Origin of the sequence: Paeniglutamicibacter terrestris (assembly GCF_012271785.1) — a bacterium.
GTDB lineage: Bacteria > Actinomycetota > Actinomycetes > Actinomycetales > Micrococcaceae > Paeniglutamicibacter > Paeniglutamicibacter terrestris.
In genome coordinates, this window is the sequence record NZ_JAAWVT010000009.1 from 152,531 (window position 1) to 174,331 (window position 21,801).

16 protein-coding genes are annotated in these 21,801 nt (G+C 60.8%); 12 read left to right on the forward strand and 4 right to left on the reverse strand.

Going from position 1 to position 21,801, the window contains the following annotated elements; translation table 11 throughout:
• The first annotated feature begins 160 nt into the window (after positions 1-160).
• The 4 genes from HED64_RS16390 (at position 161) to secA (ending at position 5,820) form a co-directional block, all read left to right on the forward strand.
• Complete coding sequence (locus HED64_RS16390; protein ID WP_168153060.1) at positions 161-907, forward strand: ComF family protein; 747 nt, start codon at positions 161-163, stop codon at positions 905-907.
• Between the two features lie 160 nt (positions 908-1,067).
• Positions 1,068-1,778 carry a ribosome hibernation-promoting factor, HPF/YfiA family gene (gene hpf, locus HED64_RS16395; RefSeq protein ID WP_168153061.1) on the forward strand — a complete coding sequence of 237 codons (711 nt, stop codon included), beginning with the start codon at positions 1,068-1,070 and terminating at the stop codon, positions 1,776-1,778.
• Positions 1,779-1,801: 23 nt separating this feature from the next.
• The gene (locus HED64_RS16400; protein WP_168153062.1) at positions 1,802-3,055 is read left to right on the forward strand and encodes a winged helix-turn-helix domain-containing protein; all 1,254 of its coding nucleotides are present in this window, start codon (positions 1,802-1,804) and stop codon (positions 3,053-3,055) included.
• 41 nt (positions 3,056-3,096) lie between these two features.
• Positions 3,097-5,820: a preprotein translocase subunit SecA gene (gene secA / locus HED64_RS16405; RefSeq protein ID WP_168153063.1), complete on the forward strand. Its 2,724-nt coding sequence runs from the start codon at positions 3,097-3,099 to the stop codon at positions 5,818-5,820.
• Here secA and HED64_RS16410 read toward each other — a convergent pair.
• Together HED64_RS16410 and HED64_RS16415 are read right to left on the reverse strand one after the other, a co-directional pair.
• Complete coding sequence (locus HED64_RS16410; protein WP_168153064.1) at positions 5,817-6,488, reverse strand: Rv3235 family protein; 672 nt, start codon at positions 6,486-6,488, stop codon at positions 5,817-5,819. The genes secA and HED64_RS16410 overlap by 4 nt on opposite strands.
• 59 nt (positions 6,489-6,547) lie before the next feature.
• The gene (locus HED64_RS16415; RefSeq protein ID WP_168153065.1) at positions 6,548-7,303 is read right to left on the reverse strand and encodes a LysM peptidoglycan-binding domain-containing protein; all 756 of its coding nucleotides are present in this window, start codon (positions 7,301-7,303) and stop codon (positions 6,548-6,550) included.
• A 156-nt stretch (positions 7,304-7,459) separates the two neighbouring features.
• Here HED64_RS16415 and HED64_RS16420 point away from each other — a divergent pair, with 156 nt between their 5' ends.
• From HED64_RS16420 to HED64_RS16440, 5 genes are all read left to right on the forward strand, one after another.
• Entirely contained in the window at positions 7,460-8,008 is a 549-nt protein-coding gene (locus HED64_RS16420; RefSeq protein WP_168153066.1) for a hypothetical protein, read from the forward strand.
• Between the two features lie 103 nt (positions 8,009-8,111).
• Positions 8,112-8,795, forward strand: a complete 684-nt coding sequence (locus HED64_RS16425; protein ID WP_168153067.1) for a CpaB family protein — start codon at positions 8,112-8,114, stop codon at positions 8,793-8,795.
• Positions 8,792-10,042, forward strand: a complete 1,251-nt coding sequence (locus tag HED64_RS16430; protein ID WP_168153068.1) for a CpaE/TadZ family protein — start codon at positions 8,792-8,794, stop codon at positions 10,040-10,042. Before HED64_RS16425 ends, HED64_RS16430 begins: the two co-directional genes overlap by 4 nt.
• Positions 10,043-10,146: 104 nt before the next feature.
• Positions 10,147-14,961, forward strand: coding sequence for an NAD-glutamate dehydrogenase (locus HED64_RS16435; RefSeq protein ID WP_168153069.1), 4,815 nt, complete (start codon positions 10,147-10,149; stop codon positions 14,959-14,961).
• 4 nt (positions 14,962-14,965) lie between these two features.
• Complete coding sequence (locus HED64_RS16440; protein WP_168153070.1) at positions 14,966-16,441, forward strand: sensor histidine kinase; 1,476 nt, start codon at positions 14,966-14,968, stop codon at positions 16,439-16,441.
• 96 nt (positions 16,442-16,537) lie between these two features.
• On the opposite strand, the gene HED64_RS16445 is transcribed toward HED64_RS16440, so the two are convergent.
• Complete coding sequence (locus tag HED64_RS16445; protein WP_168153071.1) at positions 16,538-18,058, reverse strand: lytic transglycosylase domain-containing protein; 1,521 nt, start codon at positions 18,056-18,058, stop codon at positions 16,538-16,540.
• A gap of 198 nt (positions 18,059-18,256) precedes the next feature.
• Here HED64_RS16445 and HED64_RS16450 point away from each other — a divergent pair, with 198 nt between their 5' ends.
• Positions 18,257-18,613, forward strand: a complete 357-nt coding sequence (locus HED64_RS16450) for an Rv2175c family DNA-binding protein (RefSeq protein ID WP_210149847.1) — start codon at positions 18,257-18,259, stop codon at positions 18,611-18,613.
• A gap of 115 nt (positions 18,614-18,728) precedes the next feature.
• Here HED64_RS16450 and HED64_RS16455 read toward each other — a convergent pair whose 3' ends face one another.
• Positions 18,729-19,835, reverse strand: coding sequence for a polyprenyl synthetase family protein (locus HED64_RS16455; protein ID WP_168153072.1), 1,107 nt, complete (start codon positions 19,833-19,835; stop codon positions 18,729-18,731).
• A gap of 99 nt (positions 19,836-19,934) precedes the next feature.
• Here HED64_RS16455 and dinB point away from each other — a divergent pair, with 99 nt between their 5' ends.
• Entirely contained in the window at positions 19,935-21,119 is a 1,185-nt protein-coding gene (gene dinB / locus HED64_RS16460) for a DNA polymerase IV (protein WP_168153073.1), read from the forward strand.
• Between the two features lie 192 nt (positions 21,120-21,311).
• A complete protein-coding gene (locus HED64_RS16465; protein ID WP_168153074.1) occupies positions 21,312-21,689 on the forward strand; it encodes a DUF3040 domain-containing protein in 378 nt (125 codons plus the stop codon).
• The last annotated feature ends 112 nt before the right edge of the window (positions 21,690-21,801 follow it).

Sequence of the window (21,801 nt, forward strand, 5' to 3'; positions counted from 1 at the left end):
CGCGCCGCGGCGGCTGGGCACCAGAGTGTGAATCATGAAACTCAGCAGCGCGATGCTTCGTTCGGTTCCTAACGTCGGAAGTCCCCTGAAAGCTCGTCGAGGGGCCTCACCATGGCTCCGACACGCCGATGCCCTGTGGAACCATGGCGCAGTTCGCAGAATGCGTGCCGCCCTAGGTGGTACCGCCGCGTTGTTGCTGCCGGTTGCCTGCGTCTGCTGTGGACGGCCAGATTTCACCATCTGTGCTGCCTGCGGGACTGGTTTGCGCGCTGGGGTCCTGCACCCGCGACGGGTCGAGCAATGGGCCGAGGCACTGCCACTCAATCCGCGTCAGCAACCCCTCCCGGTTCTGGCAGCAGGCTCCTACGACCACGAATTGGCGGCCGTCATTTTGGCTTTCAAAAACCGCCAGATGCCTGGCCTCGCTCCGGTTTTAGTGCCGGCGCTGGCCAGGGCGTTGCGCGAAGGCATAGCCACGCTGACCACGTTTGGGTTGCCGGTCGTATTGGTTCCGGTGCCGATTCGTCTTGCCGCCAGGTCTCGGCGTGGCTATTTTCCCGTAGGTATGTTGTTGAAAGGTCTAAGGCATTCCGGCGTATTGCCCAGTGCGGTGCCGGTGGAAAACCTTCTGAGGTATCGCGGCTGGTACCAGTTCGCGGGTGCGCAAAAGGGCAAGAATAGACAAGCCAGAGTGTCGGTGCGCAACACGATGCAGGCGCACGGGTCACAAAAAATGGCCCAATTAGCGACACGCGGGGCGCAGGTGCTCCTCATTGACGACGTGTTGACCACCGGTGCCACGCTGGCCGAGGCACAGCGTTGCCTAGCGGATTCTGGGCTTGTAGTATGCGGAGCCGTGGTCGTAGCAGCAACTCCGGCACCTGATGAAAACCGTGCTGTTCGCTGAGCGCGATGAAGAAATACTCCGCACATCCTTGATTAATATTGCATGTGACATAGGGTGAAGTATGGGCACCCCGAAAGGGGAAAGGAACCCATCTTCAGCGGCCGGAAGGAGTGAATTCTTCGGTCGCTGTTGTGTCACCTGAGCAATGATGGAGGACACCATGGAGATGACGATCAACGGACGCAATGTCAGTGTTACGGATCGCTTTCGCGAGTACGTAGACGAGAAGATCGACAAGGTCGATCAACTTGCCACGAAGATCCAGCGCTTGGACATTAAAGTCACCAAGGAGCAGCACGCACGAAATGCGGATTCTGCTCTGACCGTTGAATTGACGGTGTTGGGTAGGGGTCCTGCAATCCGTGCTGAGGCAAAAGCCGCTGATAAGTTTGCGGCATTCGACACCGCCTTCGCCAAGTTGCTTGAGCGTCTGCGCAAGGCACGAGATCGCCGCAAGGTTCACCACGGCACCCGGACACCAAAGGCTGTCCACGAGGCGACCAGCGGCCTGGAACCAGCGGCCAGCTCGATCCCGCTGCACGAATCAACCCGGCTTGCTCAGCAAGAGGAAGAAGCACGGCTGGCCGAGGAAGCAGCATTAAACGGCGCCCCGCCCATCGAAATTCGCCGCAAGGTCTTCCCTGCAGAAACCATGAGTGTTGATGACGCCGTGGACCGCATGGAAATGATTGGACACCCGTTCTATCTCTTCGTTGATGCGGCCACCGGTGCCCATTCGGTCCTCTACGCTCGAAAGACCAAGGGAGACCAGCAATATTCTTATGGCACCATCACACTGGATCCGGATGCCAAAGATGAGGCAACGGTCGAGACCCGAGGTTACCGCGAGGCTAGTTCGGTCAACGCTTAGCGAACAGGCACTACGGTTATTTCATGAACAGGTCGCTTAGTCTTTCTCAGGCCCGCCGTGTTGCCGTAGCTGCCCAAGGTTTGCACAAGGTCCGGCCCGCCACACCAGTAACTCTTGGTGCGGTGGGCCGGACCTTCGCGCGTCTGGAGCTCATCCAGATCGACTCGGTTAACGTGCTTTCTCGCGCGCAATACCTTCCCATCTTTTCGCGTCTTGGCCCCTATGCTCCCGAACTTCTGGATCGACTCGCGGTGCGCCATCCGCGGCAGGCCGTTGAATACTGGGCACACGAAGCGTCGTTGGTCCGTAGCGAGCACTTTGGCGACCTGGTGCCCTGGCAGCGTCGAAAGTGGATCGGCAGCCTAAAAACGCTCGATGAGGACGGCAAAGTCCTGGCCGAGCAGATTCTTGACCTGCTGGATACGAGTCACGCGATGACATCTCGGGAGATTTCCACGGAGCTCGGACACCAGCACGTGAAGGTTAACGACGCGTGGGGCTGGAATTGGTCGGTGGTTAAACGGGCTTTGGAAGCGCTTTTCGCCGAAGGACTGATTGGCACCGAGGGCAGAAATAGTGCCTTCGAGCGCCGCTACACCTCGCTGCACAAAGTGTTTCCGAAGGGCATTCCCGCCACCACCTCGGACGGGCGTACCGGCATGGAGCGATTGCTCGTGGCTGCGGCTCGTGCTCATGGTGTGGGGAGCGCGCACTGCCTCGCGGACTATTTTCGGCTCCCTTTGCGGCAAAGCGCCGTCGTTCTGGAGGAACTTGCCGAACGAAGCATCCTTGAACGAGCCAAAATCGCCGGAATCAACGAGACCTACTACCTGCTGCCCGATACAAAGATCCCGCGAAAGGCTGCCGGTCGGGCTCTGCTGGGTCCCTTCGATTCCATGGTCTTTAATCGCAGACGCCTCGAGAATCTGTTTGGGTTCACCTATCGCCTAGAAATCTATACGCCGTCAGCCAAACGAGTTTATGGCTATTACGTCTTGCCCTTCTTATTGGGGGAGCGATTGGTGGCCCGGGTTGATCTGAAAGCCGATCGAAGTTCGGGTCGCCTGTTGGTCCGCGGATCCTTCGCAGAACCGGGGGCGCCGGGGGACACCGCGGTTGAATTGGCAGCCGAATTGCTGTTGATGGCGAAGTGGCTTGGCCTCAACGAGGTGGTTGTTTCGCAACACGGGAATCTGGCCGCGGCCTTGGAGTTTTCCTTGAGCTCACCCGAAACCGGCCAAAAGCCACAAGTGAAAGCAATCTCTCACGTAGACTGAACACGCCAGAATTCCTGTGCTTGAGATTTGGGAGCTGCCTCGTGGCATCACTGCTTGAACGTATCCTGCGTACCGGCGATAAGAAGACGCTGAAGACCTTGAGGGGATACGCGGACGCCATCAACGTGCTTGATAGCGAATTCCGTGCCTTGTCCGATGCTGAGCTGCGTGGTGAAACCGACAAGTTTAGGGCGCGTATCGCCGACGGCGAGTCCCTTGACCACCTGCTTCCCGAGGCCTTCGCCGCTGTCCGAGAGGCGTCCGACCGCACCCTCGGCATGCGCCACTTCGACGTGCAGCTCATGGGTGGCGCCGCACTTCACCTAGGCAATATCGCTGAAATGAAAACCGGTGAGGGTAAAACTCTGGTCGCCACGGCGCCGGCCTATCTCAATGCGCTCAGCGGCAAGGGCGTACACGTGGTGACGGTCAACGACTTCCTGGCCGAGTACCAGTCCGACCTGATGGGCCGTGTCTACCGTTTCCTGGGTCTGACCAACGGTTGCATCTTGTCCAACCAAGATCCTGAGCTGCGCCGCAAACAGTACGAAACCGACATTACCTACGGAACGAACAATGAGTTCGGGTTCGATTACCTGCGGGACAACATGGCCTGGAGCTCCGATGAGCTCGTCCAGCGCGCCCACAACTTTGCGATCGTCGATGAAGTTGACTCGATCCTCATCGACGAAGCCCGTACCCCGCTGATCATTTCCGGTCAGGCCACCGGCGACGTTAACCGCTGGTACAACGAATTCGCCAAACTTGTGAACCGTCTGAGCTTGGAAACCGACTACGAAATCGATGAGAAGAAGCGCACCGTCGGCGTCCTGGAACCCGGCATCGAAAAGGTTGAAGACTACCTCGGTATTCACAACCTCTACGAGGCTTCAAACACGCCACTCATCGGGTTCTTGAATAACGCCATCAAGGCCAAGGAACTGTTCAAGAACGACAAGGACTACGTCGTGATCAACGGCGAGGTCATGATCGTTGACGAGCACACCGGTCGTTCATTGGCTGGCCGTCGCTACTCTGAGGGCATGCACCAGGCCATCGAGGCGAAGGAAGGGGTGGAAATCAAGGCCGAAAACCAGACCATGGCGACGGTGACCTTGCAGAACTACTTCCGCCTCTACAAGAAGCTCTCGGGCATGACCGGTACGGCGCAGACCGAGGCCGCCGAATTTATGGGCACCTACAAGCTCGGTGTGGTGGAGATTCCCACCAACAAGCCGCTGCTGCGCAAGGACCAGGCCGACTTGATCTACAAGAACGAGATCGCGAAGTTCGACGCAGTGGTCCAGGACATTGCCGAACGCCACGCCACCGGCCAGCCGGTGCTCGTGGGTACCACCAGCGTGGAAAAGAGCGAATACCTGGCCCGTCTGCTGGCCAAGCAAGGCATCCGTCACGAAGTCCTTAACGCCAAGCAGCACGCCCGAGAAGCGGCGATTGTCGCTCAGGCCGGTAAGAAGGGCGCGGTGACCGTGGCGACCAACATGGCCGGCCGTGGTACAGATATTATGCTCGGCGGAAACGCCGAATTCCACGCGGTGACCGAGATGGAGCGCCGCGGACTTGATCCGGAAGCAAACTCGGAGGAATACGAGCGCGTTTGGGACGGAGTCTTTGACGCGGCCAAGCAGCAAGTTCAGGCCGAGGCTCAGGAGGTTGCCGACGCCGGTGGCCTGTACGTGCTGGGTACCGAACGGCACGAGTCCCGCCGCATCGATAACCAGTTGCGCGGACGTTCCGGCCGCCAGGGTGACCCTGGTGAGTCTCGTTTCTACCTGTCGATGACCGATGAACTCATGCGCCGCTTTAATGCAGGTGCGGCCCAGCGCATCATGAACAACCCTTCGATGCCCGACGATGTGGCCCTGGAGTCCAAGATCGTTTCCAAGGCCATCGAAACCGCTCAGGCACAGGTGGAAGGCACCAACGCCGAACAGCGTAAGAACGTGCTGAAGTATGACGATGTCATGAACCGTCAGCGCGAGGCCATCTATGGGGACCGCCGCCGGATTCTTGAGGGTGGAGACCTGCAGGAAAAGGTTGGTCACTTCCTCGAAGACGTGGTGAAGTCCATGGTCGCGGAGGCCACGACCGAGGGTCATGCCGAGGGCTGGGACCTGAAACAACTGTGGGTGAACCTCAAGCAGCTCTACCCGATTTCGATCACCATCGACGAGGTGAGCGAGGAGGCCGGTCACCGTGACGCCATCACCGCCGGCCTGCTGGAACGTGAAATCCTTTCCGACGCTCGTCTGCAGTACGAAGCCCGCACGGAAGCCGTCGGTGAAACGAACATGCGTGAGCTCGAACGTCGCGTGGTACTTTCGGTGATTGGCCGTAAATGGCAGGAACACCTTTACGAGATGGACTACCTCAAGGAAGGTATCGGTCTGCGTGCCATGGCTCAGCGTGACCCGCTGGTCGAGTACCAGCGCGAGGGCTTCGTGATGTTCCAGACCATGATGGAATCCATTCGCGAAGAGAGCATCGGCATGCTCTTCAACATTGAGGTCGAAACTCGCCAGGAGCCGCAAATCTCGCTACCTGGTGTCACCGATGCTCGTTCGATGACCTCCGAGCCGGTGCTTAATACTCCGGGACTGGCCGCTCCGGCTAAACCGTCAACACTGCGCTACACCGCACCGGAAGAAACCGGCGAGGCGGTAACGCACACCGAGCGCACCGCTGGTGCACCGGAAGCCGCAGCCAAGAATGCCAACAAAAAGAAGAAGGGCAAGCGTAGCTAGCCAATCTCCAAGGCAGTAATCTGCCAGCGTCCGTGCCACCGCTCTACTCGTAGAGCGGTGGCACGGACTTTTTGCATGTCGCGCAGGATCACCGCAGCTTCAAATACCAGCGGCAGCACCTGTGTGACCCGCATACACATCACCCGTGGGTTGGAGTAGCAGCGCGTGGTGGGATCCGGACGCAGGGGTTCACTCAGGAGCATATGTGCCTCCAATTTTCCGAGGCAATCCGGACTGAGTGCCCGGTTCAGCTGACGGACCGGCCGTGCGCCGGCCAGGACTTCAAGAACGGCCGGTGCCGTGGCATGGACAACCGCGGCCACCGATTCCCCTAACCCCAGCGTGCTCAGCTCTGGTGGAAAGAGCTTCTCAAATACCTGCTGCGCGGCCATGCTGGGGTAGTTCTCCGGTGGGTCGTCCTCAAAGCAGCGCCTTGCCTCATCAACGGCCTGCAGCGCAGGTTCGGGAAGCGACCGGAGGGCACGCGGCGCCGTGGCATCGCGCAGACAGCGCCTTCTGCGGGCAACGGCGGGGGCTCGAAATGCTTCGGGAAAGCGTCTGGCCGTGGTGCGAGGTGCCCGCAGGTCGGCGCCGGATAGCGGGTTATTCCTGAATACGTGGATCGGCTCGGTGGTCTGAATCGATGGTTGAACTGCGATGACGGACATCGGTTAGCTCCTGATGGACGAATGATACTTTCTCGACGAACGGTGTTGCACAGTGGAGCCTACGAGCGCTGCGTATCATGGTGCGGGGCTCGCAAAATGGCTCCGACGGCAAGGCGGTTGGGGTTCGAACCGATCAGCTGGCGGTTCGCCTCGTACCAGCGGGGCCAGGCCTCGGCGATGTCCCTAACGGAGGCATCCTCGGGGAGGTTGCGGGCGGCGATGGCCCATAGGCTGTCGCCGGGACGGACCACCACCTCAATGGCGGTACGTGTGGATTCGCCACCGAGCAGGCGCTGCAACGGCAACGGAACGCGATGCGGGATCCAGCCGGGACTCAGAAGCTCGTCGCCATTCTGGCTGGACTCGGCAGCGCCCGGATCGTTTGATGTCAATGCGGTGTCGGCCAGGGGAGATGTTGATGGTGATATCTTGCTGAAGGGCTGGCAGTCGGCCGCGACGGTCATCGCGGGACCGGCCACAGCCGGGGGAGCGGCGAGGGTGATCGTTGCCAACGCCAACGAACCGCCCAAGCCTGCCAGTGTCAGACGGGCCACAAAGCCCGGTACCAGAGCAGCCAGTGCTGCAGATTCCCGGCGCCGCCCACAGGCTAATGCCACGCGGGCGCCCAGTGCGCACGCGAAAGCGGCGACCAACCACAGCAAGACCATGGCGCCAAGCAGACCGAGAGCCACACCCGTGAGGCGTTCAAGGGACGAAAAATCCAACGGTGCCTCGGGGAGTGAATGTGCGCCCACGGCCGCCCAGAGCACCGCGCTGGCCCACAGCATGCCCAGGGACAGGAGTGTGAGTGCCATGAGTGTCAGGGCGTCCCTGCCCCTGCGAGTGAGCATCTTGACCTCTTTAGATGTCGTTTGATGTTATTTGGTGTTGTTTGTAAATGTATGATGACACTTCATCTCCGAAGTTGCTAGGGGTAGGCGGGAGCGTTTTGTTGGATCTATGGTGTGCACATGAGATGGGAATCGCTCTTCGCCGACTTAGAAGCGCAATTCGCGGCCGCGGCTGCGCGCAACCAGATTAGTGAGGTCCAAGAAATCGTGCGGATCGAGCGCGCCCGCCAGACACTCATGCAGCGCCTGGCCAGTGCCGTGGGTGGCGACGTTGATCTGCAACTACTCGGTGGTGAACGGTTGGGCGGGCGGCTAGCGGGCATCGGCAAGGACTGGCTGATGCTCAACCGCGCGGGCACCGAGGAGCTAGTCCCGATCAACGCGGTGAGCTGGTGGACGGCCCGGGAGCGGACCCGGACGTTGGCGGAGCAAACGGAGAGCCGCGTGAAGTTTTCCCAGGCGCTACGCGTGCTGGTGCGCGACCGGGCGCGCGTCTCGGTTGGTGGCATCGACGGTCGCTTGCTGGCCAGCGGAACCCTCGACCAAGTCGGCCAGGACTTCGTGGAGGTGGCCTTGCACCCCCACGATGAATTCCGCCGAAGCCCCGCGGTCAACGGGCGGGTGAGTATTCCCTTTCACGCCATCGCCCGGGTGCGCAGCGGGTCATGAGGCACCCGCGGCACCAGATGCAACAGCGTTGATATCCACAACCGCTCATCGGCCCCTTTTCAGGGCCGTGAGCGCGGCGTAGGGTGACCCCCAAGGGGCACCGGTGGGCATCGACCGAGGGGGAATTGGCATGGGGAAGGCGAAGGACGCTGGCACACCGATGGCCCAAAGGTTGGGTAGACCCAGCTGGAAGGATCCGCGACTGCTACTGGGTATTCTGATCGTATTGGCATCCTGCGTCGGGGTCATTACGCTGGTCAGCACCATGGACCGCACTACCCCCATGTATGCGGCCAAGGCCGATATTTCCCTCGGCGAGGAAATTACTGCCGAGAAGCTTTTGGTGGTGAACGTGAAGCTTGATTCTCTGGAGGAACGCTACGTGCCTGCGGACCCCGCGCTGCTGAAAGGCACACGTGCCAATAGCTTGGTCAGATCGGGACAGCTGGTGCCGCGCAGCGCGCTTGGCCTCTCGGACGGATCCAACCGGCGTCCGGTGTCCATCAACCTGCCAGATACCCTGCCGGCGGCCATCACCTCCGGTGCCCATGTTGATGTTTGGGTATCGCTGAAGGACCGGACCGCCAACGCCTTCGCCCCACCTTCGCTGCTATTACCCTCTGCCGAGGTCACGGCCCGCACCGAGCGTGCCACGGGATTCGGCGGCACCGATGGCACGCTGGTAGAGATTTTGGTGGTTGATGAATCGCTGGCCGATCTTTTGGAGGCGATGGCCAACGACGCTCGCATCACCGTGGTCTTTAACCCGCAAGCCAGTGCCTCGTGAGTATCTCGGTGGTGGTCCATGGCGACGACGGCGCGGTCATTGAGCGATTAGAACGTCACCGCGGCGCGCTCACGGTCGCCCGCAGTTGCACCGAAATGTCCGAAACTATCGCCCTCTGTGAAACCGGGCTGGCCGATGCGGTCATCCTGGCCGGGGACCCCGCTCTGGTGGAGACGGCCGACATTGATGCCATGGCCGAGCGCGGGGTCCCGGTGGTGGTCTTGTGCGACGACGGCGCCCAGGGAGCCCGACTCGGCGCGGCCGGGGCCTACGTGGCAGCCGTCTCGATTAGCGCCGAAGACTTAGGCATTCTGGTCGCCCGGGCCAGGGCGGAACTTGGACACCGCGAACCCGGAGAAAATCCGGCCGCGGAACGAAAACCTGCGGCGCCGGCGTCCACGCACAAGGCCCGCGTGGTGGTGTTTTGGGGACCCGTCGGATCACCCGGACGGTCGTTGTTGGCGCTGAACTATGCGGTGGAGCGAGCCCTAGGGGGAAAAGATGTGGTGTTGCTGGATGCCGATACCTACGGAGCCTCCCAGGCCGTGCAGCTAGGGCTGCTCGATGAGGCGGCCGGGATCGCCCAGATGTGCCGGATCGTTGATGCCGGGCGATTTGATGCGCGGACTCTGGAACGCATCTGCGCGCCCGTGGTGATTGCCGGCGCCCGCATGCGGGTGGCCACCGGGTTGCCGCGCGCCAGCCGGTGGCCAGAGCTGCGTCCCACGGCCTTACGCCGCGCGGTGATGGCACTGCAGGAGATCTGCGACGACATCGTGATCGATGTTGCTGCTCCCGTGGAACTTGATGAGGAACTGACCTTTGATACCGCGGCCCCGCAACGCAATGGTGTCACGGCCGCCATGCTGCGAATAGCCGATGAGATTTATGCCGTGGGTACGGCCAGCAGCATCGGGGTACCGCGGTTGGTGCGCGCCCTAGAAGAAATGCATGAGGTGCTCGGCGATGTGGATACCAAGGTCTTGTTTAATAGAGTCTCGGCCGCCAACGTGGGGGCCTCGCCGCGCACGGCACTGGCCGAGACCTGGGCCCGGTTTGGGCCGAAAGTTCCCATTGCCGGATACCTGCCACAGGACGCGCCGGCGGTCGATGCGGCGTTGTTGGCGGGCAGCGCGCTAGCAGAGATAGCTCCGAATTCGCAGCTGCGTCTGGCCATCTCTGCCCTTGCGGGGCAGCATCCGCGGTCGAAAATGCCGATCTTGCGCCGATTCTCCCGCTCGATGTGACGTCCGTAACCGGGCGGGATAGTGTTGTAACACAAGCAGTGCGCAATGACGCGCAAAGCACTTCAAACCACGGAGGCGTTCTTTTGAACTCGTCGGAGTCCAGCATGTCCGAAACATTCATCGCTGAGATACTCACGCCCACATTGGTCGGCACCTACTATGCGCAATTGGCACCGGAAGATGCTGCGTCCTACACCCCGGCGCAATTGCACGCTCGGGTGGCGGCACACCTCACCGCCGGCTGGCAACGGCAGGCGAAAACCGCCCGTGTCGCGGTGTCTCGACATGATGGAGTCAGCCTCGTTTACGTGGTCACAGACGACATGCCGTTTTTGGTGGACTCGGTCACCGCCGAGATCGTGCGCCAGAAGCAGGCCATCAACGTCGTGGTGCACCCCACCTTCCTCGTGGGCAGGGACAGCGTTGATGGACACATCACCTCCTTTGACTCCGTGGCTGCCAACGAACACATCGCCAGCGGTGACACCGCCGCGCTCCCGGATATCTCCGCGTTGGTGGCCCGCAGCCGCGACACGGCCATCGAATCCTGGATTTCGGTGGAGCTGGGCGGAGAACCCAGCGACGAGGCACTGGCCGCACTTGTCGCGGGCCTGGAACGGATCCTGCGCGATGTGCGTGCGGCGGTTGATGACTGGCCAGCGATGCGCAACAAGGCCCACGAGATTGCCGATTCGCTGAGCACCGTCACCGGTGCCGGTGAGATCCCGGACCTCGACGGTGCCGTTGACTTGCTGCACTGGTTGGACAACGGGAACTTCACTTTCCTGGGGTACCGCGAATACGACTTGATCACCGAAAACCACGAAGATGTGCTGCGCTTGCAGGTTGAATCGGGTCTGGGGCTCATGCGCAATACCGAATCGGCCAGCGGGCTTCAGCACCTGACCAAGCGCGGCCGGGCCATGGCCCGTGACAAGCGCGCCTTGGTGATCACCAAGGCCAACTCCCGCTCGACGGTGCACCGCGGGGTCTACCTGGACTACGTGGGTGTTAAGCGTTTTGACGCGGCGGGCAACGTCAACGGTGAACGTCGTTTCATCGGGCTCTTCGCTTCGAGCGTTTACACCTCCTCGGTGCGCAGCGTCCCGGTGGTCAAAGACAAGGTCGCCGCGGTGCTCCAGCGTGCCGGATTCGCCCCGGACTCGCACTCCGGCAAGGACATCGTCACCATCTTGGAGACTTACCCGCGCGACGAGCTCTTCCAGATCTCCGTGGAGGATTTGACCGATACGGTGCTGGGCATCTTGCGCCTGCAGGAACGCCGCCGCACCTCCCTCTTCTTGCGACCGGACGTCTACGGGCGCTTTATGTCGGCGATCGTCTACCTGCCGCGTGACCGTTTCACCACCGGGGTACGCCTGCGCATCGAGAAGGAACTTTCGGCCGCCTTCAACGCGGAGTCGATGGACTTCGAAACACGCATGAGCGAATCCTCGCTGGTCCGTTTGTTCTACCGAATCCGCCTCCAGCGCCACGGGCTGACCCCCGTGGTTGATCGCGCGGCGCTCGAAACGCGCTTGGTCGCAGCGGTGCGTTCCTGGTCCGAGGGGATCGGCATGGCCGCCAACGAACGCTACGGGGCACTGAAGGGTGCCGAAGTGGCTTCCGGCTGGGCCGAGGCCTTCCCCGCCACCTACCGCGTAGATTTTGAGGTCGAAGACGCGCTGGCCGACATCGAGCGCTTTGGCCAGTACAAGGAGCCCGACCAGCAGGGCCCGGTGGTCCAGTTTGCCGTCCCCGACGAGGACATCGATTCCGAGGTTAACGCCCGGATGAAGCTGTACCTCACGGCGCCGCTCTCACTGTCCAAGATCCTTCCGGTACTCCAGCACCTGGGCCTGGAAGTGGTGGAGGAACGGCCCTTCGCCATCACCCCGGCCGACGCCGAACCGCGCTACCTCTACGATCTGGGGCTGAAATTCCCGGCGGGCATTGACCCGCTTCAGGCAGCCCCACTGCTCGGCGAGGCCTACTCCGCGGTGGTGAGAGGCAAGGCCGAATCGGACACCATGAACCGATTGGTGCTCCTGGAGGCAGTTTCCTGGCAACAGGTAGCGCTGCTGCGGGCCTACTCCCGGTACCTGCATCAGCTGGGGGTATCAAACTCCTACGCGTTCATCTCCGACACCCTGGTGGCCAACCCGGATGTCACCCGCGGAATCATCGCTCTCTTCGAGGGAACCTTCGACCCTAAGCTGAGCGCCGAGCAGTCGGCGGCGGCCATCGCGAACGCCCAGGCAATTCTCGAGGAGTCCTTGGAAAAGGTCCCGACGTTGGATGCCGATAAGTTGCTGCGCCGCTTTGTGAACCTCATCGAGTCCACCCTACGCACCAACTACTTCACCGATCCCGCGGCGCTGGCCTTCAAGTTGTCCCCGCGCACCATTGATGATGCTCCCTTCCCGCGGCCCAAGTACGAAATCTGGGTCTGCTCCCCGCGCCTCGAGGGTGTGCACCTGCGCTTCGGCGAGGTGGCCCGCGGTGGTTTGCGTTGGAGTGATCGTCGTGAAGACTTCCGCACCGAGGTTTTGGGTCTGGTCAAGGCGCAGATGGTGAAAAACGCCGTCATCGTTCCCACCGGGGCGAAGGGTGGCTTCTTTGCCAAGCAGCTGCCCAATCCCGGTGAAGACCGTGTGGCCTGGATGGAAGAAGGCAAGGCAGCCTACCGAATCTTCATTCGTTCGCTGCTGGAGATCACCGACAATTTGGTCGCCGATGAAAACGGCGAACGCGTGGTGCCACCGGCCAACGTGGTCCGCCTGGACGGGGATGACACCTACCTGGTGGTGGCCGCCGATAAGGGCACGGCGTCCTTCTCCGACATCGCCAACGAGATCTCCGCTGACCGTGGACACTGGCTCGGTGACGCCTTCGCTTCCGGCGGCTCGGTGGGATATGACCACAAGGCCATGGGCATCACCGCCCGCGGTGCCTGGGAATCGGTGAAGCGCCACTTCACCGAATTCGGCGTCGACACCCAGACCCAGCCCTTTACCGCCGTGGCGGTGGGCGATATGTCCGGGGATGTGTTTGGCAACGGCATGCAACGTACGCGCACCATCGGACTGTTGGCGGCCTTTGACCACCGCGATATCTTCCTGGATCCCACCCCGGATTCTTCCGCAGCATTTGATGAACGTCAGCGCCTCTTTGAGCTGCCGCGTTCTTCCTGGGCCGACTACAACAGGGAGTTGATTTCCGCCGGTGGTGGAGTCTTCTCCCGTTCGTTGAAGTCCATTCCGATTTCCCCCGAGGTCCGCAACGTCCTGGGACTGGGCAGCACCGTGAGCACCATGGCCCCGAACGAGCTGTTGCGCGCCATCCTCGGTGCGCCCGTTGACCTGCTGTACAACGGCGGCATCGGCACCTATGTGAAGGCCAGCGACGAGTCCCACGCCGAGGTGGGGGACCGCGCGAACGATGCCATCCGGGTGGATGGTCATCAGGTACGGGCCCGCGTGATTGGCGAGGGCGGAAACCTGGGCATGACCCAGCGTGGGCGTATCGAAGCGGCGCTGCATGGGGTCATCCTGAACACCGACGCCATCGATAACTCCGCCGGTGTTGACTGCTCGGACCACGAGGTGAACATCAAGATTTTCGTGGACCGCATGGTCGTTGCCGGCAAGCTGGCTGCGGGGGAGCGTGCAGACTTCCTGCACTCGATGACCGACGAGGTCGCCCGCCTGGTCCTTAAAACCAACTATGACCAGAACGTCCTGTTGGTCACCGACAAGCAGGAACTCGCCGCCATGTCACCGGCCTACGAACGGCTGATGGACTGGCTCGAGGAGCACGCGGAGTTGGACCGTGCCCTGGAGTTCCTGCCCTCCACCGAGGTGCTCGAGGAGCGGCTGAGTAGCGGCGGCTCGCTGACCACCCCGGAGCTGTCGGTGCTGGTCGCCTACGCGAAGATCCAGTTGGCCGGGGCACTGGCGCTCTCGGATCTTCCCGATGACCCGTATTTTGCGCAGACACTGCGCAATTACTTCCCCACGCAGTTGGCCGAGCGTTTTGGCGCGGAACTCGATTCCCACCCCTTGCGCCGCGAAATCATCGCCACGGTCGTGGCCAACGACATGGTGAACATCGGAGGCACCACCTACGCCTTCCGTGTGATGGAGGAGACCGGGGCCTCGGAGTCCCAGGTGGCCAAGGCCTTTGTGGCGCTGCGCGAGATCTACATGCTTGATGAGCAGATCGATGCGATCAACGCGCTTCCGGCCGCCTTCGACTCGGCGCACTGGTGCCGAGTGCACCTGGACCTGCGTCGTTTGTTGGATCGAGCCACCCGCTGGTACGTCCACCACGTGGATCGCGAACGCGGAGTCCAGGGGGCCATCGACGCGCTGGCCCCCACCGTGCAGTCACTGCGCCCGGGGATCGGGGAGCTACTGCGTGGCGCCGACGCCGAACGCGTGGCCGCGCTGGCCGCCGAGGGCAGGAGCTGGGGTCTGGGCGAAGCGCTGGCCGGGCGCTGGTCCGAGCAGTTCGAATCATTTGTGCTGCTGGACATTGCCGAGCTGGCCACCCGCACCGGTACCGAGCCCAGCGAACTGGCCAAGGTCTACTACGTGCTCTATGACCGGTTCGGCATTGACTCGCTCCTCGAACGGATCACCGCGCTGCCGCGTGATGATCGGTGGAAGGCGCTGGCTCGCGCGGCCTTACGTGATGACCTGTACTCGACGGTCATCGACTTCACCCGGGACGTGGTCAGTGCCACGGATTCGAGCGAAGTTGATCCGGCGGCGCGTGTGAATACGTGGATGGAAGCGAACGCGGCTAATCTTGATCGTGCACAGAACATGTTCGCGGAAGTGAACCGGCTGGAACGCGATGATATGGCGTCACTGTCGGTAGCCCTGCGGCTGTTGCGTTCCATCGTACGGAGGTAAACCCTTGGCCATCTTCACTGACCAACTGCGAGAGACAGCGGATTTTGGTCCGGGAGATGAAGACTGGTTACACCTTTTGGTGGGGGACTGGCAGCTCGTCGCCGATCTAGCATTTGCGGATCTGGTGTTGTGGTTCCCGGTCCCCGGTGGGACGTACATGGCGCTTGCCCATGTACGTCCCTCCACCTCCCACACGGTCTTCCATACCGACTTTGTGGGGGAGCGGATCCGTAAGGATCTTAAACCCCTGGTGGATGCCGCCTGGCAGTCGCAGGATATCGTGCGTTCGGATGCCGGAGACACGAGCGCCGGGGAGCACTCGATGCTCATCGAGGCGGTGCCGATGGTCCGCAATGGGCGGACCTTGGCGGTGCTCTCGGTGCACGTTGACCTTGCCGGGACGCGGATGCCATCGCAGATGGAATTAACCTACAAACAATGCGCCGAGGACCTATTGCGCATGTGTACCCGTGGGCTGTGGCCGGACTTTGCGACGCCAACCGGTTCGCGGCGCGGCGCGCCGCGTGTGGGGGACGGCTTCATCCGCCTGGATGCCAAGGCCGTGGTGCAATATGCCAGCCCCAATGCCGTCTCCGCGTACCGTCGCCTGGGCGCGGCACCAACGCTCGAGGGTAAGTCGCTCTCCGAGGCGACCATGGCGCTGGTCAAGGACCGCAGAATGACCGATGAGGCGCTGCCCCTGGTGGTCTCGGGCAAGATGCCGTGGCGCACCGAGATTGAGTCGATGGGGGTGACCCTGTCCCTGCGCTCGATTCCGTTGCGTAACTCCAAGGGCCGCTATGGTGCCCTGGTCTTGTGTCGCGATGTCAGTGAGCTACGTCGGCGGGAAAAGGAGCTGGTGTCCAAGGACGCCACGATTCGCGAGATTCACCACCGGGTGAAGAACAACCTGCAGACGGTAGCTGCCTTGCTGCGTATGCAGTCACGCCGCATGAAATCCGAGGAGGGGCGGCAGGGCCTGGATCAGGCCATGCGTCGAGTCGCCACGATTGCCGCGGTCCACGAGACGCTCTCGCAGGGTTTGAGTGAGAGCGTGGACTTTGATGAATTGATTGATCGGCAATTCCGGATGATTGTGGAGATCGCCTCACCGGGGCAGCACGTGACCACCGAACGGACGGGTTCCTTCGGCCAGTTGCCGGCCGAACTTGCCACCCCGCTCTCCCTGGTCATCAACGAGTTGGTAACCAATGCCGTGGAACACGGTCTGGTTGACCGCGATGGGACGGTGGGACTAGATGCCGAGCGCCGGCGTAATGCCGGAGGCGAGGACATCCTCATCGTCACCATCACCGATGACGGGGTGGGACTTCCCGCCGGTCCGCGGCAGGAAGGGCTAGGCCTGCAGATTGTTCGCACACTCGTCAGTAGCGAATTAAGCGGAAATATTGACTGGGAAGATCGCACCGGCCCCGGTACTCGGGTGTTGATCGAGTTGCCGGTGTTAGCTAAGCGCTAGCTACCGCCCCGGATTAGACGGGAAATAGAAAAAGCGAAGGGCGGTGTGCGGATTTCTTGTGAAATCCGCACACCGCCCTTCGCTATTCGGCGGGTGTTAGCTGAAGTTCTTCATATGCGAGAGGATGCTAGCGACGTAGTGCTTGGTGTCCTCGTACATGCCATTGCGCTCCACACCAGCGGCACCCTGGTAGTAGTAGGCAATGCCCTTTTCGCGAGATCCGGCGCTGTTCTGGTGAGCACGGATGATCGCAACGCCGGCTGTGACGTTGTCCTGTGGGTCCAGCAGGTCAAGCTGACGCCCGACCAGGCCTTCGGCCCACTCGCCGGCTGCAGGGATAACCTGCATGACGCCCACGGCGTTTGCCGGGGAGACCGAATCCATGTCGAAGGTCGATTCCTGGAAGGCGTGTGCCATGGCCAGTGCCGGGTTAACGCCCATTTGCCGTGCGGTGCTGGCAACCATCGACTTCATCTGTGCCCGGGAGGGAAGATCACGGGAAAGAAGCTCGGCCTTGTTCTCATTGGCGCTGTGGTTGGTTGAAGAACCATAGCTGCGGCCCAGGAACGAGTCCTTAATCCGCGGGGCGTTGCTGGTCGGCTTCACCGAGGAGGGAGCGGAGCTACTTGATCCGCCACCGTTAACCTTTAGCACCCGACCAATACGCAGGACCGTGGAGTACGTCAATCCGGAGTTCAGCTTGAGCAGCGTGTTCTGCGGGGTGTTGGTCTTCAGGGCGATGTGGCCCAGGGTGTCACCCGAAACCACGGTGTAGCTGCTGCTACCGGAGGTCTTGGTGGGTGTCGACTTTGATTTGGATCCGTTAGAGGTGCTCTTCGACGAACCGCTGACCTTCAACTTGTCACCGGGGTAGATCCGGTCATTGGCCGAAAGGTTGTTCAACGACATGAACGCCGAGACTGACATATTGTGACGGATGGCTATGGTGGAGGGGAAATCTCCGGACTTGACCGTGTAGGTGCTGGAACTCGAAGAGTTTGAGTCGTTGCTCGAGCTCTTGGAGTTTCCGGAACCTGACTTGCTGGACCCGAAACGAAGGGTCTGCCCAACCATAATGGTGTCGCCTGAAGGGTTTCCGGCAGCGTTGCGCACCGCAGAGAGTGAGACGCCAAGCTTCTTGGCGATGGTCCCCATGACATCGCCGTTCTTCACCGTGTAGCTCTGTGCCTTGTCGGATGACGATGAGTTGCCCGAGGATGATGACTTTGATGAGCTTCCGCTGAGCTTGAGCACCTGTCCGGGGTAAATTCGATCGGAGGAGAGCTTGTTGAATTTTTTCAGTTCGGCGATCGAAAGATCGGTCCGTACAGAGATGTGGGAGAGGGTGTCGCCGTTCTTCACGGTCGTGGTGCCACCCTTGGCCGCCATATGAATGTTGACGCCGGGCACCTGGACAGCAACCAGATTGGCGCTGATGCGGGCTTCTGCGGCCTTGACCATCGCTGGGGTAGCCGCCTTGGGCTGCAACAGATTCCGGGTTGGGAGCTCTGCCGCTTCTGCGGGTACAGCGAGGGATCCGAGGACAACTGCGGGGATTGCGACTGTAGCGACTGCGCTGCCAATGGCTCTAACGCGATTGTTGTGTGCAAGGGACATGAAGCGATCCTTTGGGTTGGGGCAAGGACGTATCAACAGCCGGCATCGGGACACGCGAGATGCACTCATGTGCCCAATGTGACTCAAGTTGCGGATGTGACTAATGTGAATTTACACCACGGCCAGTGCTTTGTGAAAGATCCCACGAACTAAATTTCCATTTGGCTCCAGATCGACCCTCGAATGTGGGACGCTGGAATGGTGAGCAATCTTGAGAAACTTGTGGCCGACTGGCTGCCCCTGCCCGACCTAGCCGAAGCGCTGAACGTATCGATTAAAGGCGTGCATAGCCTCATCGACGAACGCGCCATCATCGCCGTCCGTGTGGGCGCGCGAAATATTCGCAGCGTACCCGCAGCCTTCCTGTTTGACGGCGGCATTGTCGAGAGCCTGAAGGGCACGATTTCCGTGCTGCAAGACTCCGGCTATAACGATGAAGAGCTGATGGTGTGGCTCTTTACCCCGGACGAGTCCCTGAACGGAACTCCCATGGACGCGCTGCGCGCTGGACGTAAGACGGAGATCCGTCGTCGCGCCCAGTCCTTGAGCTGGTAGCCAATAACCTTTCGATGATATTCGTCCCTGCATGAGGGACAACGCAAAACGGCGACGTGCATCAATTCCCCCCCTCCGGTTGGAATGTCAGCACGTCGCCGTTTTGCTGTCTGTCCTAGGAGGTGCGGCGGATGGCCGCCAGGCCCAGAGTCCGCAGTCCGTGGCGAGCCAGCGGAGGAACACTGAGTCCATCCAGTGCCCCGAGTCCCTGATCTGAGAGCTCGGCGATGGAACGCTCGGTCGCAGCGAGGGCTCCACAGGATTCCAAAAGACCACTCATGCGCTCGACTTCATCGTCGCGAAGGTCATCGGCACCGAGTCGTGACTGGATGAATTCCTGATCGGCGGCGGATGCGAGCGTGAGTGCGTGGGCAATGATTTCCGTGCGCTTGCCTTCACGAAGGTCATCGCCAGCGGGCTTGCCCGTGACGCTCGGATCCCCGAAGACGCCCAAAACATCATCGCGCAGCTGGAAAGCCTCCCCCAAGGGAAGCGCGAACTGAGAGTATTCCTCCAACAGATTCGCCTCGGCCCCGGCCAGCGCACCGCCTAATAGCGTCGGATTTTCCACCGAGTACTTCGCCGATTTATAGCGCACGATCGTTCGGGCACGCTTGACCGCTTCGGCCGGGCCGTAGGAAGGGCCGGCCGACTCTTCCAACACATCAAGGTATTGGCCGGCCATGACCTGCGCCCGCATTCGATCAAAGATCGAGCGTGCTTCGGGAACCACCGGGTTGATGGTTGCAAAAAGTTGTTCACTGAGGGACAGACACAAATCCCCGGCCAAGACCGATGCCGCCTCACCGAAGCGCTGAGCGTCTCGCTGCCAGCCCGAGGCGCGGTGCAAGGACTCAAACCGGCGATGTACGCTCGGCTGGCCGCGACGGGTGTCGGAGCGGTCAATCAGATCATCGTGAATGAGAGCTGCTGCCTGGAAGAGTTCCAAAGCAGCACCGGCAATAACGATGTCATTGGACTCGGGATCGCCGCCGGCTCCGAGATATCCCCAAAAGGCAAAGAGCGGCCGTAGGCGCTTTCCGCCCTTGGTGAGATCATCAATGGCGGTGACGATTTGGGCAGCTGCGGGGGCAATCTCGGAGATGACTTCATGCTGCCGCGCGAGGAACGTCGAAAGTAGTTTTTCCAATCGTTCCGAGAATTTTGCGGAAATTTCCCGTGCCGCTTTCGAGTCGGAAGTGTCCGCGGCATTAAGAGTCATGATTCCCATCCAGAGATTGCGCAAAGTGAGGTCTCCTTAACTCTAGCTGGGCCACCGTCACCCAGTGGATTGTCGGAGTCTTTGGCTAGACTTCAAAATATGGTTCAGGGTAAGGTTCGCGCGATTTTGCACGTCGACATGGATGCCTTTTTCGTGTCAGTCGAACTACTCACTCGCCCCGAGCTGGTGGGGAAACAAATCATTGTGGGGCATGTGGGGGAGCGCTCGGTGGTCCTTTCGGCCTCATATGAATGCCGCGCGCTGGGCGTGAAATCGGCCATGCCGATGTCTATTGCTACCCGCATGGCGCCGAAGGCGATAGTGATCGAACCAACACAAGGGCTGTACCGTACGTACTCCGCAAGAATCATGGAGATCTTCCGCGAGGTGACACCACTGGTGGAGCAACTCAGTGTGGACGAGGCCTTCCTGGATGTGACGGGAAGCATGCGGCGGCTGGGGCCGCCTCCGGTCATTGGCACCATGATTCGAAAACGCCTTCGCGATGAGCTCGGGCTGCCGGCCAGCGTGGGAATTGCTTCGTCCAAGTTCGTGGCAAAGGTTGCTTCAACCGGCGCGAAACCCGATGGCATGCTGGTAATTCAGCCAGAACGGACCTTGGAATATCTCCACACGTTGCCCGTGGGCGCACTTTGGGGGGTCGGAGCCAAAACGGCTGAGGTGCTTCGGGAGATGGGCATCGGTACCGTGGCACAGCTGGCCGCGACACCGGAGAACACGTTAAGTAGGAGACTTGGCACGACGGGGAACCACCTTTATGCCTTGGCGTGGGGACGCGACGACCGCGCAGTAGAAACCGAGCGTGAGGAAAAAAGTATCGGTGCCGAAGCGACCTTCGCCGTAGATCTATGGGACGAAGAGGCACTGCGGCGTGAAATTCTTCATCTGGGTCATCGAGTGGCTGCCCGGCTACGTCAAGCCAACAAGGTCGCTGGGGTTGTAGCCCTGAAATTGCGGTACAGCGATTTCTCCACACTTTCGCGTAGCAGAACCCTCCCCGTGCCCAGCAATGCGGCCGGCGAACTGGTGGGAGCCGTCGAAGGCCTACTCGAAAAACTTGGAGCCCGGCCCCAAGCGGTACGTCTGGTCGGGATTCGGGCCGAAAAGTTGACGGAGGCTGGAGGGGGAATGCAATTGAGTTTTGATCCACGTGATGACAATTGGCGACAAGCTGAAGCGACCATGGATTTAATCAGTTCGCGGTTCCCTGCTGGCGCTCTGCGACCAGCATCTTTGCTTGAACGCGGTCAAAAGGACAAATAGACTGAGTAACTCGCTGACTCATTAGCCGTGAGTATGCTCAGAGTTGAATCCTGACTACCTTATTAGGAAGTTTCGGGACTATTCTGGAAGAAGTAGCCAGCCAGCCTGATCGGCCGGGAACATTGCCAAGACGTTATACGTTCAAGTAGGTATAGGCGAGAGCCTTGACCGAGAAGTGAAAGGGAAGAGACGATGCCACTTTCCGAGCATGAGCAACGTCTTCTGGAGCAGCTGGAGAAGCAGCTACATGAGGATCATCGCTTTGCCTCGACGATGAAGTCTGCGTCGACGGCGGGGAACTACTCAACGCGAAACCTAGCTTTGGGTGCTTTGACCGGCATCGTAGGACTCGGAGTGCTGATCTATGGGGTTTCGAGTCAACTAATCCTTATCGGTGTTCTTGGGTTCATCGTAATGTTTGCCGGTGTGTACCTCGCGCTCTCTCGGCGTGGTGGAACCAAGAAGACTGGCTTGCCAGGCGCCCCAAAGGGGCCGCAGAAATCCGGATTCATGAGCGATCTCGAAAACAAGTGGGAACAGCGTAAACGCGACGAACACGGTTCTTCCTAGGCCAGTACCGGCCAACCCTTCGGAGAACTAGCGCTCCGGACCTAAACTTCAGCCAAGGCTCATCTTCATGAGCCTTGGCTTTTTTGTGCCCCAAAGGGCGTCAAGACAATTC

Excerpts from the sequence above, each read along its gene's own strand:
- HED64_RS16390 (WP_168153060.1), top strand. The coding sequence starts at position 161 with ATGCGTGCCGCCCTAGGTGGTACCGCCGCGTTGTTGCTGCCGGTTGCC.
- hpf (WP_168153061.1), top strand. The coding sequence starts at position 1,068 with ATGGAGATGACGATCAACGGACGCAATGTCAGTGTTACGGATCGCTTT.
- HED64_RS16400 (WP_168153062.1), top strand. The coding sequence starts at position 1,802 with ATGAACAGGTCGCTTAGTCTTTCTCAGGCCCGCCGTGTTGCCGTAGCT.
- HED64_RS16410 (WP_168153064.1), bottom strand. The coding sequence starts at position 6,488 with ATGTCCGTCATCGCAGTTCAACCATCGATTCAGACCACCGAGCCGATC.
- HED64_RS16415 (WP_168153065.1), bottom strand. The coding sequence starts at position 7,303 with ATGGCACTCACACTCCTGTCCCTGGGCATGCTGTGGGCCAGCGCGGTG.
- HED64_RS16420 (WP_168153066.1), top strand. The coding sequence starts at position 7,460 with ATGAGATGGGAATCGCTCTTCGCCGACTTAGAAGCGCAATTCGCGGCC.
- HED64_RS16435 (WP_168153069.1), top strand. The coding sequence starts at position 10,147 with ATGTCCGAAACATTCATCGCTGAGATACTCACGCCCACATTGGTCGGC.
- HED64_RS16445 (WP_168153071.1), bottom strand. The coding sequence starts at position 18,058 with ATGTCCCTTGCACACAACAATCGCGTTAGAGCCATTGGCAGCGCAGTC.
- HED64_RS16450 (WP_210149847.1), top strand. The coding sequence starts at position 18,257 with ATGGTGAGCAATCTTGAGAAACTTGTGGCCGACTGGCTGCCCCTGCCC.
- HED64_RS16455 (WP_168153072.1), bottom strand. The coding sequence starts at position 19,835 with ATGACTCTTAATGCCGCGGACACTTCCGACTCGAAAGCGGCACGGGAA.
- dinB (WP_168153073.1), top strand. The coding sequence starts at position 19,935 with ATGGTTCAGGGTAAGGTTCGCGCGATTTTGCACGTCGACATGGATGCC.
- HED64_RS16465 (WP_168153074.1), top strand. The coding sequence starts at position 21,312 with ATGCCACTTTCCGAGCATGAGCAACGTCTTCTGGAGCAGCTGGAGAAG.